The 18,906-nt window shown below is 59.1% G+C and carries 15 protein-coding genes and 1 pseudogene; 7 read left to right on the forward strand and 9 right to left on the reverse strand.

From position 1 onward, the window contains the following. The first annotated feature begins 288 nt into the window (after nucleotides 1–288). Nucleotides 289–1,212: a LysR family transcriptional regulator gene (locus G5S42_RS14365; protein WP_176107325.1), complete on the forward strand. Its 924-nt coding sequence runs from the start codon at nucleotides 289–291 to the stop codon at nucleotides 1,210–1,212. Nucleotides 1,213–1,623: 411 nt separating this feature from the next. Here G5S42_RS14365 and G5S42_RS14370 read toward each other — a convergent pair whose 3' ends face one another. From G5S42_RS14370 to G5S42_RS14390, 5 genes are all read right to left on the reverse strand, one after another. Beyond that, nucleotides 1,624–2,604, reverse strand: a complete 981-nt coding sequence (locus tag G5S42_RS14370; RefSeq protein ID WP_176107326.1) for an ABC transporter permease — start codon at nucleotides 2,602–2,604, stop codon at nucleotides 1,624–1,626. A gap of 13 nt (nucleotides 2,605–2,617) precedes the next feature. Continuing rightward, a complete protein-coding gene (locus tag G5S42_RS14375) occupies nucleotides 2,618–3,628 on the reverse strand; it encodes an ABC transporter permease (protein WP_176107327.1) in 1,011 nt (336 codons plus the stop codon). Then, a complete protein-coding gene (locus tag G5S42_RS14380; protein ID WP_176107328.1) occupies nucleotides 3,621–5,204 on the reverse strand; it encodes a sugar ABC transporter ATP-binding protein in 1,584 nt (527 codons plus the stop codon). Before G5S42_RS14380 ends, G5S42_RS14375 begins: the two co-directional genes overlap by 8 nt. A 461-nt stretch (nucleotides 5,205–5,665) precedes the next feature. Next, nucleotides 5,666–6,787: a Gfo/Idh/MocA family protein gene (locus G5S42_RS14385; protein ID WP_176107329.1), complete on the reverse strand. Its 1,122-nt coding sequence runs from the start codon at nucleotides 6,785–6,787 to the stop codon at nucleotides 5,666–5,668. Between the two features lie 89 nt (nucleotides 6,788–6,876). Next, complete coding sequence (locus tag G5S42_RS14390) at nucleotides 6,877–7,842, reverse strand: sugar ABC transporter substrate-binding protein (protein WP_176107330.1); 966 nt, start codon at nucleotides 7,840–7,842, stop codon at nucleotides 6,877–6,879. A 341-nt stretch (nucleotides 7,843–8,183) separates the two neighbouring features. Here G5S42_RS14390 and G5S42_RS14395 point away from each other — a divergent pair, with 341 nt between their 5' ends. Beyond that, nucleotides 8,184–9,041 carry a sugar phosphate isomerase/epimerase family protein gene (locus G5S42_RS14395; RefSeq protein WP_176110523.1) on the forward strand — a complete coding sequence of 286 codons (858 nt, stop codon included), beginning with the start codon at nucleotides 8,184–8,186 and terminating at the stop codon, nucleotides 9,039–9,041. 303 nt (nucleotides 9,042–9,344) lie between these two features. On the opposite strand, the gene G5S42_RS14400 is transcribed toward G5S42_RS14395, so the two are convergent. The 4 genes and pseudogenes from G5S42_RS14400 to G5S42_RS14410 all read right to left on the reverse strand — a co-directional run bounded on the left by G5S42_RS14400 (nucleotide 9,345) and on the right by G5S42_RS14410 (nucleotide 12,743). Further along, complete coding sequence (locus G5S42_RS14400; RefSeq protein WP_176107331.1) at nucleotides 9,345–9,842, reverse strand: RidA family protein; 498 nt, start codon at nucleotides 9,840–9,842, stop codon at nucleotides 9,345–9,347. 474 nt (nucleotides 9,843–10,316) lie between these two features. Then, the gene (locus tag G5S42_RS46045) at nucleotides 10,317–10,499 is read right to left on the reverse strand and encodes a cation transporter dimerization domain-containing protein (protein WP_429485364.1); all 183 of its coding nucleotides are present in this window, start codon (nucleotides 10,497–10,499) and stop codon (nucleotides 10,317–10,319) included. Further along, nucleotides 10,492–10,831: pseudogene (locus G5S42_RS14405) on the reverse strand (cation diffusion facilitator family transporter); the annotation flags it as partial. The gene G5S42_RS46045 and the pseudogene G5S42_RS14405, both read right to left, overlap by 8 nt. 370 nt (nucleotides 10,832–11,201) lie before the next feature. Next, entirely contained in the window at nucleotides 11,202–12,743 is a 1,542-nt protein-coding gene (locus G5S42_RS14410) for a carbohydrate porin (RefSeq protein WP_176107332.1), read from the reverse strand. 1,462 nt (nucleotides 12,744–14,205) lie between these two features. Between G5S42_RS14410 and G5S42_RS14415 the strand changes: the two genes are divergently transcribed. The 5 genes from G5S42_RS14415 to G5S42_RS14435 all read left to right on the forward strand — a co-directional run bounded on the left by G5S42_RS14415 (nucleotide 14,206) and on the right by G5S42_RS14435 (nucleotide 18,257). Further along, complete coding sequence (locus G5S42_RS14415; protein WP_176107333.1) at nucleotides 14,206–14,355, forward strand: hypothetical protein; 150 nt, start codon at nucleotides 14,206–14,208, stop codon at nucleotides 14,353–14,355. Between the two features lie 125 nt (nucleotides 14,356–14,480). Continuing rightward, a complete protein-coding gene (locus tag G5S42_RS14420; RefSeq protein WP_176107334.1) occupies nucleotides 14,481–16,142 on the forward strand; it encodes an Nramp family divalent metal transporter in 1,662 nt (553 codons plus the stop codon). Between the two features lie 349 nt (nucleotides 16,143–16,491). Beyond that, a complete protein-coding gene (locus G5S42_RS14425; RefSeq protein WP_176107335.1) occupies nucleotides 16,492–17,199 on the forward strand; it encodes an MgtC/SapB family protein in 708 nt (235 codons plus the stop codon). Nucleotides 17,200–17,280: 81 nt separating this feature from the next. Next, entirely contained in the window at nucleotides 17,281–17,490 is a 210-nt protein-coding gene (locus G5S42_RS14430; RefSeq protein ID WP_176107336.1) for a hypothetical protein, read from the forward strand. Between the two features lie 626 nt (nucleotides 17,491–18,116). Continuing rightward, nucleotides 18,117–18,257: a hypothetical protein gene (locus G5S42_RS14435; protein ID WP_176107337.1), complete on the forward strand. Its 141-nt coding sequence runs from the start codon at nucleotides 18,117–18,119 to the stop codon at nucleotides 18,255–18,257. Nucleotides 18,258–18,906 lie beyond the last annotated feature (649 nt).

An 18,906-nucleotide genomic window follows, 5' to 3' on the forward strand; every position in this document is an offset into this window, starting at 1 on the left:
CTTGTGCGCTAAGGCGTCTGAAAACGAAAGGTAAAGCTTCGTTTCGGTAAATAAAATGCCGCCAGACGAAATGACATTTCCTCGTGCCGGAAAAATCGGCTCCACTCCGCTTCAGCCTCTTTTTGGCGGCTCACCGGAGATGCAGCCTGCCAGCTGATTGTAGAAATCGACTCTACAAACTTGCGAGTTTCAGTCGGTTTATCTCTCCGCCCCACTGCGGCATATTTGCCCGCAAAGGGGCTGGAAAAATCCCTTCAGATTGTTCCAACAGGAAGGCAGAGGGAAACGATGGACCGCTGGACGCAAATGCATCTGTTTGTGCTTACCGCCGACCTCGGCAGCTTGTCGAAGGCCGCGGAGCAGCTCGATATGTCAAACGCTGCAGCAAGCCGAACCCTAAGCTCGCTTGAAGAGCGACTCGGTGCCAGATTGATAGAACGGACGACCCGGCGGATGTGGCTGACGGACGCTGGCCGCGAATATCATCGCCGATGCACCGCCGTAATCTCTGAGCTAGCCGAAGCGGACTCAATCGCTTCCGAAGAAGCCGTCAGCCCACGAGGCGTGCTCCGGGTGACTAGCTCTGTATCGTTCGCGATGATGCACCTCGCTCCAGCGCTTCCAGAATTCCTAAGGCGCTATCCCAACCTGTCAGTTCAAATCATCGCCGCCAATCAGTATCAAAATTTCATCGAGGCCGGGATAGATATCGCTATCCGCACGAGGGAACATGAGGGCGATTCCTGCATCACGATCCGTCGGCTTGCCGAGACTCGACGTGTGCTCGCAGCATCGCCTGCATATCTTGCCGCTCATGGCCGTCCTCAGACTCCTGAGGACCTGGAGCAGCACAAGATGCTCGTCTACAACCTGGCAGTCGACCCGTATGTCCTCCACCTGCGTCGAGAAAAGGAAGAGCGCAATATCGCAATCACAAGCGCACTCGACTCGAACGAAGGACAGGTCATCGTAGCCGCGGGGCGCGCGGGGCTGGGCATCGTCGTTCAGCCGCTCTACATCATCCATGATGACATCGTATCCGGACGCCTAATGCCGGTACTCGAAGATTGGCGACTTCCCCGTCTGACCATCAACCTCGCTTATCAAAGCAGGCGTTATCAGCCGGCAAAAATCAGAGTCTTCACCGACTTTCTCATCGAGCGTGTCAAGAGCCTCAATCTCGAAGAGCGTTGGATGACTTTTGCAACCTGAAACAACATCGAACCTCGGACTCTCGCAACCTTGCAACCCATTGCCGTGCGCTGATATTTCCAGCAGGTGGAAATATGATTTCGGCCTCAGGTAATCGCCGGCGATGTCAAACCCGGTACACGACCGTTCGGACTCAAGTCCCCGCCGACGGCATTTACAGTAAGCCCCTCGCTCAACGCGAGGCTTTTGAAGCACACGCAGAAAAGTTGTGCGCGGGAAGTCGGGGACGGAAGTGCCCTACAAGTGCCTTTCCCGCATGTCGCCCTGGCAGCCTCGACGCGTCCTGCGAACTGCCGCAGCAATGACTGACGATGAATCGACTATGACGCGCGACCGGATTGACCTTGAATCGAAAAATGAAAAACGACCGACGGGTCCGAGACACGTCGGCCGAACTGCAGTGTCCGTGGATTAAGTCGCAGTGGTTGTCTTTCCTCGCGCGAATCGGCCGAGCGGAGCAGCCAAGACCGCACCCAGACGACCATCGAGCAAGACGACAACAAGCAGCAACAGGCCGTTGACGAGAAGAATTTGCGTGGACGTCGCATTCAAGAGGCCGAGCCCGTTGTTCAGCACAGTAAGAATCAGCACGCCCATCCCGACGCCGACCGGAGAGCCGATACCGCCACCTAATGCAACGCCGCCGACAATTGCCGCCGAGGCCGCCTGCAGCAGTATGTTGCTTCCCATCGTTGCAGAGGCGGTCGCAAGGCTGAGGGAGAGCAAGCCCCCGCCAAGTGCCGAAAGTCCGCCCGAGATGACGAAGCCGACTGTCAACGCCTTGCCCACGCGCGCACCGCTTTGAATTGCCGCCTTCCGATGTCCCCCCGAGGCGTAGATATCCCGTCCCAAGGTGGTATAGCGCAAGAAGAGTGCTACGACAATAAAGCAGGCAATCGTGATAAAGCTACGCGGCGAAAAGATGCCAAGGACATTCTGGTCGAGGAAGTCGCTGACGTCGAGGTTGCCGTAACTCAGCACCCGTCCACCCGCGAGCCAGTAGCCTATTCCGGTCAGGAACATCATCGAGCCCACGGTTGTCACCAACGAGGAGACGCCAAGCCAAGGCAGCAACGCCGCGTTGGCAATGCCGACCACCACACCGAAGACAACCGCATAAAGTACGCCGAGCCACGCGCTATCGCCACCGAACTTAACGGTAATCAGGCCCGCGACCGTCGAGATTGCAGCGACGCTCAAGTCAAACTCGCCCGCAACCATCGTCACGGAGAGACCGAGCGCCACAATCCCGAGGAACGCGAACGCTTGAAAAATCGCGTACAGATTCGCCTGCGAAAAGTAGTGGTCAACGCTAAGACCGAAGATAACAGGCATTCCCACGAGTAGGACAAGGCGAATGGCCAGATTGAGAAATCGTTGAGCTTGTTCCATTTCGAGTCTCCTGTTATTTCCGTCCCGGACCAAGCCGGGCAAGCAATGCGCCGAACACCACCGCCGCGAGAACCACGATGCCCTTCGCCACCAGTTGATATTCGTAGCTCACCCCGCTGACCAGGAGGATGTTGCTGATGGCGGCGAGAAAGATAGCGCCGGTTACCGCGTCAGAGATTTGGCCGCGTCCACCGCGAATCGAGATTCCGCCAACGAGCACCGCGGCAATCGCGTTGAAGTCCAGGTCGATACCGTACGTCACGTTGCCTTGAGCCGACGACGACGCAATCAATGAGCCTGCGAGGGCAGCTGCAGCGCCAGCGAACCCATAACAAACCAGCGTCGCTGCCATCAACCGGAGACCAGCGATGCGCGCAACTTCAGCTCGCATCCCAATCAGTCGAATCTCACGACCAATTCGTGACTTTTGCAGGATGAAGCTCGCGATTGCACCAAAGACGGCCAGCACGACAATCTGGGTCGGCAGCCAGCCAAACAACTTGCCTTGCCCGAGCCATGTCGCGTCACCCCGCCCGATGACGGTCAATCCACCGGTGTAGATGACACCAGCACCGATGATGATTGAGGAAGTGGCAATGGTGGTGATGATGGGGTTCGCTTTACCGAAGGCGATAATGGCGCCTTGCACCGCACCCATCAGGAGACCGCTCAACACCACAAGTAGAAGTGTCGCTCCCAGACCGAGATGAATGAGCGCGGCAAACATCACGGTCGAGACCGCTGCTGTCGCGCCCATCGACAGCATGAAGAGATTTCCGCTGAGCGTGATGAGCGCCATCCCGATAGCGCCGACACCGACCGCAGCAACCGAATACATCAGCGATTGAACGTTGCCAAACTCGGTGAAGTGCGGAACGACGGCTGCGGCAGCGACGATGAGAAGAAGGGTTGCGATTCGAATCGACGCAGCATGAATACTGGTTGTTCCAAGCAGCGCTGCTGCCCAACGTCGCGGCGCAGTTGACGATACTTGCGCAGTGGGCTCAAGAGCAGTCTTATGCATTACCCACCTCCACATGATTGCTTCGGAAAGAGACGTGACCATGAGATGCGTCACCGCCACCCGCAACGATGTCATGCAGGAGGGTGTCGCCATCTATTTCGAATCTCGGCTTATGACGGACCATGCGGCCTCGGAAGACAGTCAGCACAGTGTCTGCAAGCTCGAGGATTTCTTCGAGGTCCGTCGAGTAAAAGACAATCGAAAGACCTTCGTCTGCCATCTTGCGCAGCGTCGCGTAGATTTCGCTGCGCGCTCCAATATCGACGCCGCGTGTCGGCTCATTCAGTAGCAGCAGGCGCGGCGACAGCGCCACGGCCTTCGCAAGAGAGACCTTCTGCTGGTTTCCACCGCTAAGCGTGGATACTTCATGCGGAAGGCGCTTGGGGTCGATGGTGAACATCGACGCTAGCCGTAGCGCCTCCTCCTGCTCCCCGGTTCGTCGCATCACACCAGCACGGCTGAACTTCGCCATGACAGAGGAAGTGATATTGATGGAAATCGGTGCGTCCAGGAAGACGCCTTTGTCTGCGCGGTCTTCTGCAACGTATCCGATACCAGCTCGCAGCGAGCTGCGGATGCCATCGAGTTTGACCTGCTCGCCATCGAGCTTCACAGAGTTGGAGATGTCGCCTCGAAGGCCTGCCAATGCCTCGACGACTACTTCCGCTCCCGAGCCCAATTGTCCGACCACAGCGAGGATTTCTCCTGGCGCAACAGCTAGCGAGAGGTCCCTGACCTTGTCGGCAACGGACAGATTGTCAATGGAGAGACGCGGCGTGACATTGGCACGACTCTCGGGCGGTTTGACCTGGCTATGCACGAGTTCGCGGCCAATCATCGCCTTAACCACTTCGGCACTCGTCATGTCAGCGGTGCGCTGCGTAAGGACATGCTGGCCGTTGCGGAAAACCGTAATGCGGTCGGTGAGCGCGAACACTTCGTCAAGTCGATGGCTCACGAAAATCATAGCGGTTCCCTGGTCACGCAACCGGCGTGCGACCTCGAACACACGGACAATCTCCGCATCCGACAGCGTTGCGGTAGGTTCATCGAGAAGCAGCACTTTCGCGTGACGCGACATGCCACGGGCGATTTCAACGAGCTGGCATTCCGCAAGACTGAGCCGCGATGCAGGCGAATCGAGCTTGACGTGAGACAGACCGACTGAATCCAGATGTTCGCGAACGGAATCGCGGTATTGGCTTCGGCGGTAGATTTCGCTCTGGTCCGCGCCACCAAGAAGGATGTTGTCGAGCACCGACAATGTCGGGACGATAGCAAGCTCCTGGTGAACAATTGAGATAAGTTTGGGGTCCGTGCGATGACCGAGCTTCAGTTGATGTCCGTCGACGGTGATTTCACCATCGTCGGGCTGAACAAGGCCACCAAGAATCTTAATGAACGTGCTTTTGCCTGCTCCGTTTTCGCCACACAGCGCGTGAATCTCACCAGGCGCCAACTCCAGGCTGACTCCCGTGAGCGCTTTCACGCCGCCGTAGTGTTTCGTTAGATTGCGAGCGCAAAGCAGACTCGGCACGGCGTGCGTGTCGGCGCCGTTTTTATCGTCTTGCAGCATTGTCTTCCTCCATAAGCGGACAATCTTTGGCCATCCGCTGACACGGGCTGATACCCGTCACGGTCACCTGACTGTTCTCGCAACTGCTCAAACTGGGTGACGGCCTACATACCGAACAACGAAGCCTTGCATCGACGCTGAGGCTGACTTCTCCTCAGGGCTCAGCCTGCCTGATGGCGGTGTCGAATCAGTGATGCCGCTGTTTGTTTACTGGGAGAGGAATTCAAGGAATCGCTGCGTGCGCAGGAATGAAGGTCGTCTCCAGCAGTCGCTTCAGCGGCTTCGTTGTTGTTGAGTCACAGATTATTCGTTCGCTCAGGAAAGAAAAATGCACTGAGGCGAAATGATATTTCCGGTGACAGGAAATATCCGAGGCACCAGCAAACAGCAAAAAAAGCGCGCGGGAGTCAGGTCGCGATACCTGACAGACCGCGCGCAACCCTGGATACCCCTAGTCGTTCTTAGAGAGGAATATGCTGTCCTTCAGCCGAAGACCGTATCGCCGCATCGACAACCCGCTGGATTTCCCAAGCCTCGCGGAAGTCGGGGAACGTGGGAGACCTGTGCTCGATGGCCGCTAGAAACTCTGCCACTTCAATCGTCTTCAGGTCGTTGAAGCCAAGCTGGTGCCCCCCAGCCACGGTGAAATTATCGTAAGGAGGATGCGCCGGGCCGGCTTCGATTCGGGCAAATCCTGCTGTCCGCGGGTCGGCGCCAGCCTTGAAGTATTGCAGCTCGTTGAAGCGCTCCTGGCTAAACAACAGCGCGCCCTTGGTTCCGTACACCTCGAACTCAAGCTGCATCTTGCGCCCGGTCGCGGCCCAGTTAGCCTCGATTGACCCCGAGCACCCGCGCTCGAACTTCACAATCAAGCGCGCGATGTCGTCGACCTTGACCTCCCGACCCTCGACCGACCCCGGTGCGACGGGGCGAGTCTTATTCACGGTCTCGAGTTGGGCGTTCACCTTGGCAATAGGGCCCAGAAGGAAGCGGGCCATACCGACGATATGGTTGCCGATTTCAGCCAGAGCGCCGGCACCGTTCCGAGGGTCTACTCTCCAACTGTAGGGAATGTCCGGGTCCGCCATGTAGTCTTCTGCGTGCACGCCCCGGAAGCTCGTGATTTCGCCCAGTTCTCCGGACGCAATCATTTCTCGCGCTAGCTTGAGGATTGGGTTCTTGATGTAGTTGTAGCCGACTTGAGTCACGACGTTCGCAGCCTCGGCCGCTGTCATCATCTCGTGAGCCTCAGCGGCAGATGGCGCAATCGGCTTTTCACAATGAACATGCTTTCCGGCGGCAATCGCGGCAAGCGCCATTTCCCGATGCAAGCTGCAGGGCGTTGTGATTGAGACCACCTGCACGCTCGAGTCGTCGAGCAACGTCTTCCAGTCGCACGTTGCGCGCTCGAAGCCATATTGCTCCGCGGCTTGCCGCGCACCTGCCTCGCTGACATCGGCCACCGCAACCAGTCGCGGTTTCAACGAGTTCGGGAAAGCATTCGGCACCGCTCGGTACGCAAGTGCGTGCGCTTTGCCCATAAAGCCAGTTCCAATCACGGCTACACCAATCTCGCGTCTCATTGTTGTCTCCAGTTCAAAGCTAAAGCGACCCCCGCAGGGTCGCAGTTTTGTCCGACTCACGACTCGGCGGCTAAAGCCGCCGGCGCAAATCACTTCTTTTGGGAATAACAGACGTTGAGGCTCGCCTTGGTGGCCGCGGGGTTTGGCAGATACTGCACTGCCTTCGGCGTTTTGCCCGATGCGAGTTCCTGCGCGGCCCTCGCCGCGTAAGCGCCATCGTCGAAGGGGGATTGCTCGACTGTTGCGTATGCCTTGCCTGCCGAGATAGCCTCGACCCCCCCAGAGTCACATCCGTGCCCCACAATCACGAGCTTCGAAGGGTCCAGTCCAAGTCTCTGTGCGGCCGTCACCACTCCACGAAGTTGCGAGTCGTTCTCCGTGTAGACCCCTTTCACATCCTTGAACTGAGTGAAAAGAGCAGATGCTGCTGCCTCCGCTTTCACTGCATCCCAGTCCGCTGGCTGTGCGCCCACCACCTCGATACCCGGAGCATCCTTCTTCAACTCATCGACGAAGCCTTGGTACCGTTGTATCTGAGGAGGCGTACCCATCTGGCCGTTGATGACGATGACCTTCCCTTTGTCCCCGTAACCCTTGTCCTTGAATCCCTGAATCATCGCTTTCGCGGCGACCTGACCGTTACTGATGTCATTGGGCCCGGTGAAGACTTTCCAGTAGCGCGAATACTTTTGGTCGGGCATTGAGTTGGAAATGACGAGCGGGATTTTCGCCTGGTCAATCTTGCGAATGGACGGGACCATCGCGCTCGAATCCACGGGCACGAGGACGATGACATCAGGCTTCTGAGCGAGTGTCTGCTCAACCTGGGTCGCCTGCTCGTTCGGGTCGTAGTTGGTTACCTTCACATCGAGCCTGAATCCTTGTGCCTGAGCCTCCTTTTCAAAGCCCTTGACGTAGAGCGCCCAGTATTCAACGCTCTGGGTCGGCATGAGCAAAGCGACGTGCGGCTGATTCGCCGCATTGGCGCCTGTACTGAGAGCGGCCGCGATAGTCCCAAGAGCGAGACAAGAGATAACGGATTTGCGCAAGTTCATGCTGTGTCTCCTGAAGGCCCGGTCGAATCGCCGAGCGGGTTTCCGTGTTGTGGTGGAGTGCACAGTAAGGGTTCGCATTGGAAAGAAAAATGCAACAGAACGAAAAGTTATTTCCTCCCACCGGAAGAATCATCGCGCTCCCCAAGCGATAGGGGCGCCAAGCCCGAACAATCGAGCCAGCGAGCTGGGTTAGCACGCGTGAGCGGATTGTCAACTTTCGCTCTACGGAAAGACGATTTCTGGTCTGTTTATCTCCCGCAGCTTCTACGTGATAGTGATGGACATCGTCTCTAGGCGACTCCCGCGTTGGGTTCGTCGCAGCGTCCTTCATGAGGGTTCAAATGTCCAGGTCCAAAGTCGAGCTTGTTGCCGCCTACTTCACGCTGTCCGGTGATGTCTTTCCATTCGGCCCGACCGAAATCAGTCCGTTCAGCTTTAAAGACCGCGTTGAAGCCGCCGCCAAGGCAGGTTGGGATGGCATCGGTCTGATTCACTCCGATATCTACGCGACTGCTGACAAGATTGGCTTTCCGGAAATGCGCCGAATTCTTGAAGCCAACGACATCAAGCACATTGAGTTCGAGTTTCTCGTCGACTGGTATCAAACCGGTGAGCGACGCCGCACGTCCGACAGCATGCGTTACTACTATCTCAAGGCTGCGGAAGAACTTCGCGCCCGCATTGTGAAGGTCGGCCCCGGCATCGGCGAGGAGACTGCAAATGTCCCGCTCATGGTCGATGAGTTTGGCAAGCTGGCCGAAGATGCGGAGAAGCGCGGCACGCAAGTCATGCTGGAAATCATGCCGTTCAGCAACGTACGCACGATTGAAACGGGTAAGGCCATCGTCGAGGGGGCGAACAAGGCGAACGCGGGGTTGTTGCTCGATATCTGGCATCTGAGCCGTGGCAACGTCGACTTCAAGGAGATCGCCACGATCAAGCCGGAATTCATCAAGGGGATTGAACTCGACGACGCCGACCACTATGCAATCGAGCCGCTGTGGATGGACACCATCCACAAGCGCCGCCTGCCGGGTGAAGGCGTGCTTGACGTGAAGGGATTCATCAAGGCCGTTCAGGCAACGGGCTTCGATGGTCCATGGGGCGTCGAAATTCTGTCCGAAGTCGAGCGCAAACTGCCGTTGGACGAGATGGCAGCGCGTGCGTATAACGCGACGATTCGACAGTTCGAGAACTAACCGGCAACAGCAGGAAGCGGTGAATAAAACGGCTGCGACAGTGTGCTTGCGGCCGTCTTCTTCCATGAGTAGGACGCTTCGCCTGCTCGACACGATGGCCTTCAACAGAGACAAGCGCTCGTCTGACATGCTTGCGTCGCAAACAGTACGCTGGCACCAGGCCGCCACCGGCGGTCGGCGAATGCGCCAAACCGACCTTTCTGAGTCACCCAGATGCTGTCCCTGACCGTCGGTTCTTGGATCGACCCGAGACGATGGTTCCTATACGCGCGTATGAGACCGGCTCTCGGCGGCAATCCTCGATTACAGGCGCAGTCCGTCAATCTCAACTTCCGCTTCGCATTCGACGGGCACGTTCAGAGGGAGCGCGACGCCGACGGCTGAACGTGCATGCATACCTATGTCCGGCCCGAACAGTTCAAGGATCAAATCCGAGAAGCCATTTGCAATCCGTGGCATCTGGTCGAAACCGGGCGCTGCGTTGATCATTGCGAATACGCGTACCCAGGCCGTAATGCGATCCAGATCTCCGAGCGCCTTCTGAAGACTCGCCAACTGGGCAAGCGCCACAAGGCGTGCTGCTGCGTAGCCTTCGTCTGAAGAAACTTCGGCGCCGACCTTACCGACCGGTTGCGCAAGCGTCCCATCGAGGCTGAGCGGCACGTGTCCTGAGACAAACGCCCGTGTGCCGCTCACGCGCACCCATGCAAATGGCAATGACATATTTACGTTTGCAGGCATCTTTAGCGTCTGCGGCAACGTCAGTCCCATCTCCGCCAGCTTTGCTTCGATTCTTGCCATGGCCGTCTCCTCGGGAGCCTGCGAAGAACGTTAGATGCTGGCGGTCGGCTTTTCAAGTCGTGCTGCCTCAACCTCGAAAACCCGGAGGATCGATCCCAACAATAAGGCGGCCCCGAGGAACAGGCTGCGTGCAATCTCGCTGGTGCAAAGTACGCGTCAGTGGCATTCAGAACCGACGCTGCGATGCGAGCGGTCGTCCGAGCACAAAGAACCGCCGACCGTTGCCGGCCGAACCCAGTAGTTCGAGACGAAGCAGCGAACCAGCGCTGCTGAGTCGGTTCTGAATTTCCGTGATCGACCCTGAGCAGACTCAGTTCTGCATGAAACTTTGCCAACGCTAACTGCACGTCTTCCTGTGCAAGTTGCTCGTTGGCGGGCGGTCAGATCAATCTATGAGGTTTTGCGTGAAGTGAACATGGCGCGAAATACGCGAGGCGTTGTTACGGCCCACGGATAGAGCGGGCACGCGATTGATCAAAGGGGATCTTCCGCGGCTGGCTCGCTCTGGATCGAGTACCGGCGTGGATCGACATGGGTCATGACATTGAGCACCCGGTGTCTATCCAGGACGCGCGCACGGGCGTCGACGGCGATGTCATGCCCAGCTACCACTGAAATCGAGGCATCGACCTCGATATGTGCGTCGACCAGGATCATGTCGTTTCCGAAAAGCCGACCAGATCATGCCAACGCCGACAGCAGCAAGCAGAACACCCACCGCCAGGGACGCGGCAGTCTTGGACCGCTGGTGACCATACGGGTGCTCCTTGTCCGCGCCCATCTTGCTGTGATGGAAGGTCGGAAAGCGAATGAACGCCATCCGCAATCAGACCCTGAGAATGCGAAAGGACGCCGGCGGCAACCTGTGTGACGGTGAGCATCAGGTTTACTCCGACACTGACCCATGTGCTTCGCGACGCGGCGGCTGCTCTTTCAGAGAGGGTGTATTGGGTATCCTCAGAATCTTCGAAAAACTCGCTTGATTTCATGGAACGCTCCAATGAACCGTAAACCGACTAGGGGGCAACGGAGAAGTGTCACTTTCGTGACGTTGCCATGTGGTCCTTCTGCAAGGGAAAACCCGGCATGCTGCGGTTCGACTGAAGCGAGAGGGGATGAGCGACGCCGAACGAGGGCGTGCTCACGGGGCTGCTCGCCGGCTCGCTGATCGGCTGTGGTATTCCTCCGGCCGCAGAACATGCCGCCGAGCCCGTCCGATACGTCCGAGCGGGTTTGACTCTGACAGTCTTCTTCCGCCAATGGCGCAGCCGTGTCCGCAGGGAGGCCTCGTACGAGAGACCACATATCAGGAGCCCGCTGCATCGCTGGCGGCCCCTGTTGCTTCAAAATCCCAAACGATCAGAACGTCACGACCGTCCGCAGTCCGGCCACGGCCTCATTGCCGATGCGTGCACCATTGTTGTTCGGATCAGGGATGCCGCCGCCCGGATGGACGATGTACTGGAATTCACCCTGCAGTAGCCACCACGGTGCAACCTGGTACTGGTACGTCGCCTCGATCACCGTTTCCGCCGAGCGCACGGGGTAGCCCGGCGTCTGGAAGGCTGCGATATCACGATCGAGCGCGCTCGCACTCGAGCTGACGTTCGCGTAGCTGAGCGCAAGCCCGACCGAGTCGTTGTCCCGGCCCTTGAACGGAGCTTTCAGCACGATTCCTGCGTTGACATTGAAGTCGAGCAGGTTACGGTCGCCCGGCGCGCCCATCACACGCGTGAACACGCCGACCGATTGCGGGCTGTCGGCACTTGGGCGCCACACCATCTGGTCTGCGACGGCGTAGATGCTAAAGTTGCCGCGATGCGTGGCCGGCACGCCGTTCGACGCGGGGCTCGCGAGTGAAATGCCGTTTGTGTCGAGGTGTTGATCCGCGAAGTGATTGTTGTTGTACCAGAAGCCCAGCTTGTAAGTGCCAGGTAACCCGCTCGGCACTGTCGCACCGGACCCGCTCGGCGGCGATTGATTGATCGTGTACTGGACTTCGCCGATCAGCATTGCGCCGTTGTGCAGGTTGAACTGGGTACCGTTGGGGTTGAGCTGCTGCGGGTCGCCGTTGCCCGGCGCAGGGTTGCCATCGAAGACGCCACCCAGAATCGTCATCGAATCACTCGGTTTGAACCGCAGGCGTACTCCAAGCGACGATAGCGGATAGGCGGGACCGCCCGCAGGCAAGGCGGTGGCGGCCAGCACGGGCCAGCCGAATGTCGCGTTCGCAAATGTGCTGCCGTACTGGCTGATGATGAATTCCTGATCAAGGCTCTGCTGGCCGATCCTTACGTCGAACCTGTCGCCGAACGCCTGCTGGTACCAGAGCTCCCACAAACGCGTCGTCGCTTCGGCCTCGACACCGCTCACCGCTTGCAGCGAATTCAGGCGTGCAGCCGTGATGCCGTGTCCATGAATCTGCAAGGCATCGACGAAGAATGTGCCGCCCTTCAGCCCGAACGCCTTGTCGGTATCAACGTTGAGGCCGAATTGTGTGACACCGTTGTATGAAGCGCCCCTGGAAAGACCGCCGGAGAAATTTCCGTAGAGCTCGCTTGTTTCCTGCGCGCTGAACGTGACACCGTGGTCGCCCAACAGCGTGCGCAGTCCGCCCATGTCGCCTAGCAGGTTCGAGCGCTCCCAGAAGCCGGTCGGCGCGGCGGCGGAGTCGGCCGGCGTGCTGTTTGCGTCGGTGTTCGGGGCTGCAGTTGAGTCGTGGTCAGACGCTGTCGGGGCGACAGCTTCCGACTGCGCGTAAGCCGGAGCAATCGTGCCGGCAGCCAGTGCGACTAACAGCGTTGCCGCAACGCAGGCTGGCTTGAGGCGCGAAGACGGAGCGAGGAGGCACCGCGTGTCGATGCCGTTGTCGTTTTGTAAGAACGTGCCAAAGGAGATCATTTTGCTTTCTTCTGGGAAACGAACTGATGAGCGAGCGACACCGAAGCAGGGAGATACCCGGCGTCCACCCGTAGTTGGGCCACAGTCCTGTCCAGTCGCCTTCGCGACGAGCGACAGCTCAGGCCGGCCATGATGTACCGCGGACGTTGCGTCCTGACGTCGTCCAGAGGGCCGCGACTGAGGCGTCGCGTTGCACTGCCTCGCCTGCGCGGGCGATGGTGTGCCGCCAGAGCTGGCTATGCCCGCCAAATTCCCGGTGCGCAGCGGCGGCCGGTGACGCACGCAAAAAAGCGCGTGAGACCCGCAGAAAGCGTTCGATATACATGATTCAACTCCCGTCGAGCCCGGCCAGGCCAGGCAACGTTCGATAAGTGACGCACCGTCAGCGAAGTTAAGCGCCGTGGGCGTTGTTATGCAAAAAAGGGAGCGAGCTACAGGCAGACCGCACTGGCGGTCCTGAAGAAGCGCGCTGACCCGACAATCGGGGACAGCGGCGGGGAGTATGGTCCGGCGTCGCTAACGCGCGATTGCAAGCTGGGTGCCGGCACAGGCCGGCGTACAAGATCGACTGTTAGGGCTTGCGTCCACGAAGGACTCTCCTGTTTCAAGACAGGGCGAATTCTATGCGCGCCATTCGCGAGCGCGCAAGCAGAAATTGCTATGCAGTGCTGAGTGGCCTGCATAAGCGACCTCAATCACATTGCCATGCCGCGTCCAGGGGGTATTCAAGCTCAATGCACGGGCGTTGCCGGCGGTGTTCGTATGCAAGGCCGCAGGCGCAGCACTCACCGCTGCGATGATGCACTACGAAGATGTGAGCAAAAATGATTTGCATCCACGCCAGGTAACGGAATCGAAAGAAAAATCTTCGAAATAGTCGTTGACTCGGCTCGCGCGACATCACTAGAATTCGCGTGTTTCCACGAAAGGGGCATATGCCTTGGACAGTTGCAGTAGTCGACCTTCGAACAGTTTTTCTGCCTGACCGGCACGACGCCCGCCTGGATTCTTTCTTAGCCGCCGTCTTGCCAGCAGGCAGACGGTGCGCGCCGCAGTAGCTTTCGCAGTTTCTCCCCGCGCATCTCTTCGATTGGCCGCCGTCGCTTGACGCGTGCGTTGTAACGCACATTCGTCCCTGCGACCCGGCGCGTCGAGCCTTTGGCTCGCGGCGCCGCTTGTTCACGCCGTTTTCGCGCACCCAATGTCGCGCGGAGCCTGCGTGCGGTTACCCACGTCCGTTCAACGCGAACCGGATACAAACGACAGAGGAGTTCACGATGCCCGACCCTGAGCCTTGTTCCTGTACGACTCACCATGCGTTCCCGCAGAACGCTGCTCGCTCCGCCTGACATCCTCGCCGCATACGTTCCTCCCGCACACCCGAGCACCTCGGTCTGCGTGAACTGAAACGAAGGCCGGCCTGGTCGAAGGCGCCACGTTTCAAGCTATTGGAGGAATCACCATGCACTTCGCTCTCCTCGTTTCGCAGCTCCCGCACGTCGAAGAGGCCCGCTCGCACTACAACGGCATGCTGGCGCTCGACGCCCGTTCGCATGCAACGGCCCGCATGATCACCGCCATCCGGGCGGCGCTCAGGAAACTCGCTCACTAACGTTGCCTCGCGTGGCCGCCTGCCTGCCCGTCGTTCGGACACCGGCTCGAACTCCGGCATGTGGCATGGCGGCGCCACGTTTTCCAGCGCCGATTTCAAGCGTCACCGATAAGGAATAAGTCCAAATGTCCACCACACCAGCAAACATCGCGCAGCGCCGCGCCGCTGTGCTCGACGACGCTCATGTCGGCGATATCAAAGGCGCCTTCGGCACGATCGCCCACCACGACACGGCCCCGCGCAGCAACTGGATGGCGCGCCTGCGCACGCTGCTTGCCATCCTCGGCCCCGGTCTCATCGTCATGGTCGGCGATAACGATGCGGGCGCATTCGGCACCTATACGCAGGCGGGGCAGAACTACGGCACGTCGCTGCTCTGGACGCTCGCTCTCCTGATCCCGGTTCTCTACGTCAACCAGGAAATGGTGCTGCGCCTCGGTGCCGTGACCGGCGTCGGTCACGCCCGCCTCATCTTCGAACGCTTCGGCAAGTTCTGGGGTGCCTTCAGCGTCATCGACCTCTTCCTGCTCAACGCACTGACGATCGTCACCGAGTTCATCGGCATTACGTTCGCACTCGACTTTCTCGGTGTGTCGAAGGTTCTGGGCGTTTGCATCGCCGCGGTCCTGACGATGGCCGCGGTCAGTACCGGCGATTTCCGGCGCTTCGAACGCTTCGCGATCGTCTTGTGCCTGTTGAGCCTCCTGCTGATCCCGGTGCTCGTCTCGATACACCCGCCTGTCGGCGTCATCGCGCGCGACTTCCTCGTACCGACCTGGCCGAAGAATTCGAAGCTCTCCGATGTGATGCTGCTCGTCATCGGCATCGTCGGCACGACCGTCGCACCGTGGCAGCTGTTCTTCCAGCAGAGCTATGTGATCGACAAGCGGATCACGCCGCGCTTCATGAAATACGAAAAGGCCGACCTCTGGATCGGCATCGCGTTCGTGATCATCGGCGCCGTGGCAATGATGGCCTTCACGGCTGCGCTCTTTGAAGGCCGGCCCGAGTTCGGCAACTTCACTGATGCGGGTGGCGTGATTGCGGGTCTCCACAAGTACGTGGGCCAGACGTCGGCGACGATTTTCGCCGTCGCGCTCCTCGATGCGTCGATCATCGGCGCTGCCGCTGTTTCGCTCTCGACCGCCTACGCGATCGGCGATGTGTTCAAGGTCAAACACTCACTGCATCGTAGCGTGCTCGACGCGAAGGGCTTCTATCTCGTCTACTTCGGCATCATTGCGCTCGCTGCCGCCCTCGTGCTGATGCCGGGCAGCCCGCTTGGCCTGTTGACTGAAGCTGTGCAGACGCTCGCGGGCGTACTGCTGCCGAGCGCAACCGTGTTCCTGCTGCTGTTGTGCAATGACAAGGCGGTGCTCGGCCCGTGGGTGAACTCGAAGAAGTTGAACGTGTTCACGGGCGCCGTCATCGCCGTGCTCGTCGTCCTGTCGATCATCCTGACGGCCGCCACCGTGTATCCGGACATCAGCGGTGCGGCTATCGTCAAGATTCTCGCGGGCGGATGCGGGCTTGCCACTGCCGTTTATGCCGCGGTGGAACTCTCGCGGAAGGCCCGTAGCACAGCTGCCGCCGACGACGCGCCGGCAATCAACAAGCCGGCTCAGAAGGCGTTACGCAACACGTGGCGCATGCCGCCGCTCGAAGACCTGCCGGCGCCGCAGCACCTGACGCTGTCGGCACGTGTTTGGATGGGCGTGCTTCGCACCTATCTCGTCGTCGCGGTGGGTCTCGTCATCGTGAAGGTCGTGCAGATGGCCATTCACTAAAGCTGAAAGGGGCAGACGCACGTCTGCCCCTTCGTACAAACGCACGGTGGGCGATTTTTGCGAAAGCGCATGCAGCTCGTAAACAGCGGGCCCTGCATGGCGTGACAGGCCGCTCAGGCGGGTGAGGCGGGTGCCGGCCCTCGTCCGGGCGTTAATGTCAAAGAGTCGGATGGGGGGCGTATCGCTGCCGGGACTGGTCCGGTTTTGCGGCGGAGGCGCTTTGACGCCGGTCCCGTCACGGAAGGACGGTTCAGCTACGGTCACGTATGGGCCGTTGGCGCTTCAGCGCTGACCTGTACCGCCAGGCGCCGCGAAAACGCTCCGTGCTACTGCATCAGGAGTCCACGAGATGACTGCTGAATTCATCTGGCGCCTGCTTGCCGCCTTTGGATGTGGCGTAGCCATCGGTCTGGAGCGGCAAATACGCCAGCGCACGGCGGGACTGCGGACCGTCACGCTGGTGACGTGTGGCGCGTGTCTCTTCGTTACGCTGGGGATGCTGACCGGAAACGGTGAATCCGGTGTAACGCGGATTGCCGCTTATGTCGTGTCCGGTGTCGGGTTTCTCGGCGGCGGTGTCATCATGCGCGACAAGGGTGAAATCCAGGGCATCAATACTGCGGCGACCCTGTGGTGCGCGGCCGCCGTAGGTGTGCTCTGCGGCACTGGACACTTCGGTCCGGCCATTGCGGGGACAGCGCTCGTGCTGTTGACCAACACCTTGCTGCGCGAGGTCAGCCACGCCATCAACGCTGCACCGGTGTCGGCTGCCGACCTTGTCCGCGAATACGTTCTGAGCGTCGTGTGCCGGGAACAGGACGAAATTCATATCCGCACGGTGCTCTCGAATTCGATGCACTCACAGCCGTTGTCGTTCCAGAGCCTCGTTAGCCAGGACGTCGACGGTGACGGGTCGCGTGTCGCGGTCACGGCGACCATACGCGTGCATCCGAAGTACCAGTCGAAGCTGGAACTGATGGCGAGTCGAATCAGCATGGAGAAGGGCGTGTCCAGTATCAGCTGGTCGGCAAGGGACGCCGAACCCGTGCCGGAATGAGCATCGAATCCGGAGAGATTGCCGAGACGTCACCCGCTGAAGATGATTGCTTCGCCAGCCCGATTCAATGAAGGGGAACACATGCTAAGTCCGCACGAATATGCAACGCTGGTGCTGGTACGAAACGCGCCGGCACAGATCGACAGGGAGAGATGCGAGTTCAAAACGCTGCTCGAACAACGGCTGATCGACCTTGAGTGGGATGGAGAGAATGGAGGTCTGCCCGTGCTGACCGAGCAAGGGAAAACGCTGCTTGAAACATATGATGGACTCTTTGCAAATCCAGCTTGAACCGGCGCCGCGATGCCTAATCGGTCATCGAAAGATTCATAAACAGAGCGCCTGACAACGACCGTCGTTTACGCAAAATATACGGTTACGCTTACGAATTTACATGGACCTGTCCTTTGTTCGTCTCCTAAACTTAAGAGTCTTCACAAAGGGGGGCCGTGCCTTGGACTCTTGCAGTAGTCGACCTTCGAACCAGTTCGCTGCCTGACCGGCAAGACGTTCGCGCCCGCCTTTCCCAGCCGCCGTCCTGCCAGCAGGCAGACGGTGCGCGTCGTAGCCATATTCCCGTGCACACTGTTGATTAACAATATGCGGAGCCGCCTTCGGGCGCATCGCATGGCATCGCACCGCCAGACTGAACTCGCAGCGCGCTCGTTCGCGTCCGGTCAATCCATTCGGAAACCGGCGCGCGGTGAAACACGCGTGCAGCAATCGCTACATGCGAACTTGAAGCAGAACGAAGTCGAAATGCTGGACAGTGACAGTGATCCCTTCTGGCATTCACCTCGATCATTAACCGAGGAAAGCAGGTAGGCCACGACCGGGTCTATTTGACGCGTCGTCCCGTGCCCGTGTCTGCTGGCTTTCCACAATCACGCGTCGAGCCAGACGCACGGAGCAAGATCATGAACTTCGGCCTCCTCCTGTCGAACCTGCCACACGTCGATGAAGCGCGCCTTCACTACGACGCGATGCTGTCGCTGGGACCCCATGAATCGCATCGGTTCGCCACCTTCTGGCACCGTCTGAAATCGCTTTTCTCCTGAGCGCCTCGCTGTGTTCCGCCAAACGCGAGGGGCGGTCGTTCCACCACTGACGGCCTCTCGCCTTCCGGAGCCAAGCATTTTCGTTTCGACAACCCGTCACGAGGGGAGGAAACAAAATGTCCATTCCAGCAGAAACCTCAGCGGCACGCCGCTCGAAGTCGCGTGGCAGAAAAAATGGCCTATCTTCTTCGGGAAGAGTAGGCCGGCAAGCACACGCCGGAAACAGGGATCGGTGCCCGACAAAGGAGTCTGGTCGACTAATCTGTCAAACAACGAACAACCTGATTGTTCACCCAATTCCTGGGTGTTTCTGCATGCCTCAGGGATCTGGGATAACCTGAAGGGTACGCGTCACCTGAGATTCCAGATTCCCCAGATCGCAATGGCTGTGCCGATTGCTATAACGCCGCCGAAAAGTACGTAAGTTTCCACGGATACCTCCAGGGATTGTTAAACGCAGCCACGCTATCAAGCGCATGGGCTAGCGATCCTACGCGATGGTTCTTTCAGTTCCGCTACAGTGCATGGTGCATCTCTGCAGTACACCACCCGACCCGTGTGTTCGGTGTCGGCGACAGGCGCGGTGGTCCTCGCCTGGTTGCGAGAAACAGGTGGCATGCGGGTAGGCGTTGTCCAACACTTCCCCTCG

Origin of the sequence: Paraburkholderia youngii (genome assembly GCF_013366925.1) — a bacterium.
Lineage (GTDB): Bacteria > Pseudomonadota > Gammaproteobacteria > Burkholderiales > Burkholderiaceae > Paraburkholderia > Paraburkholderia youngii.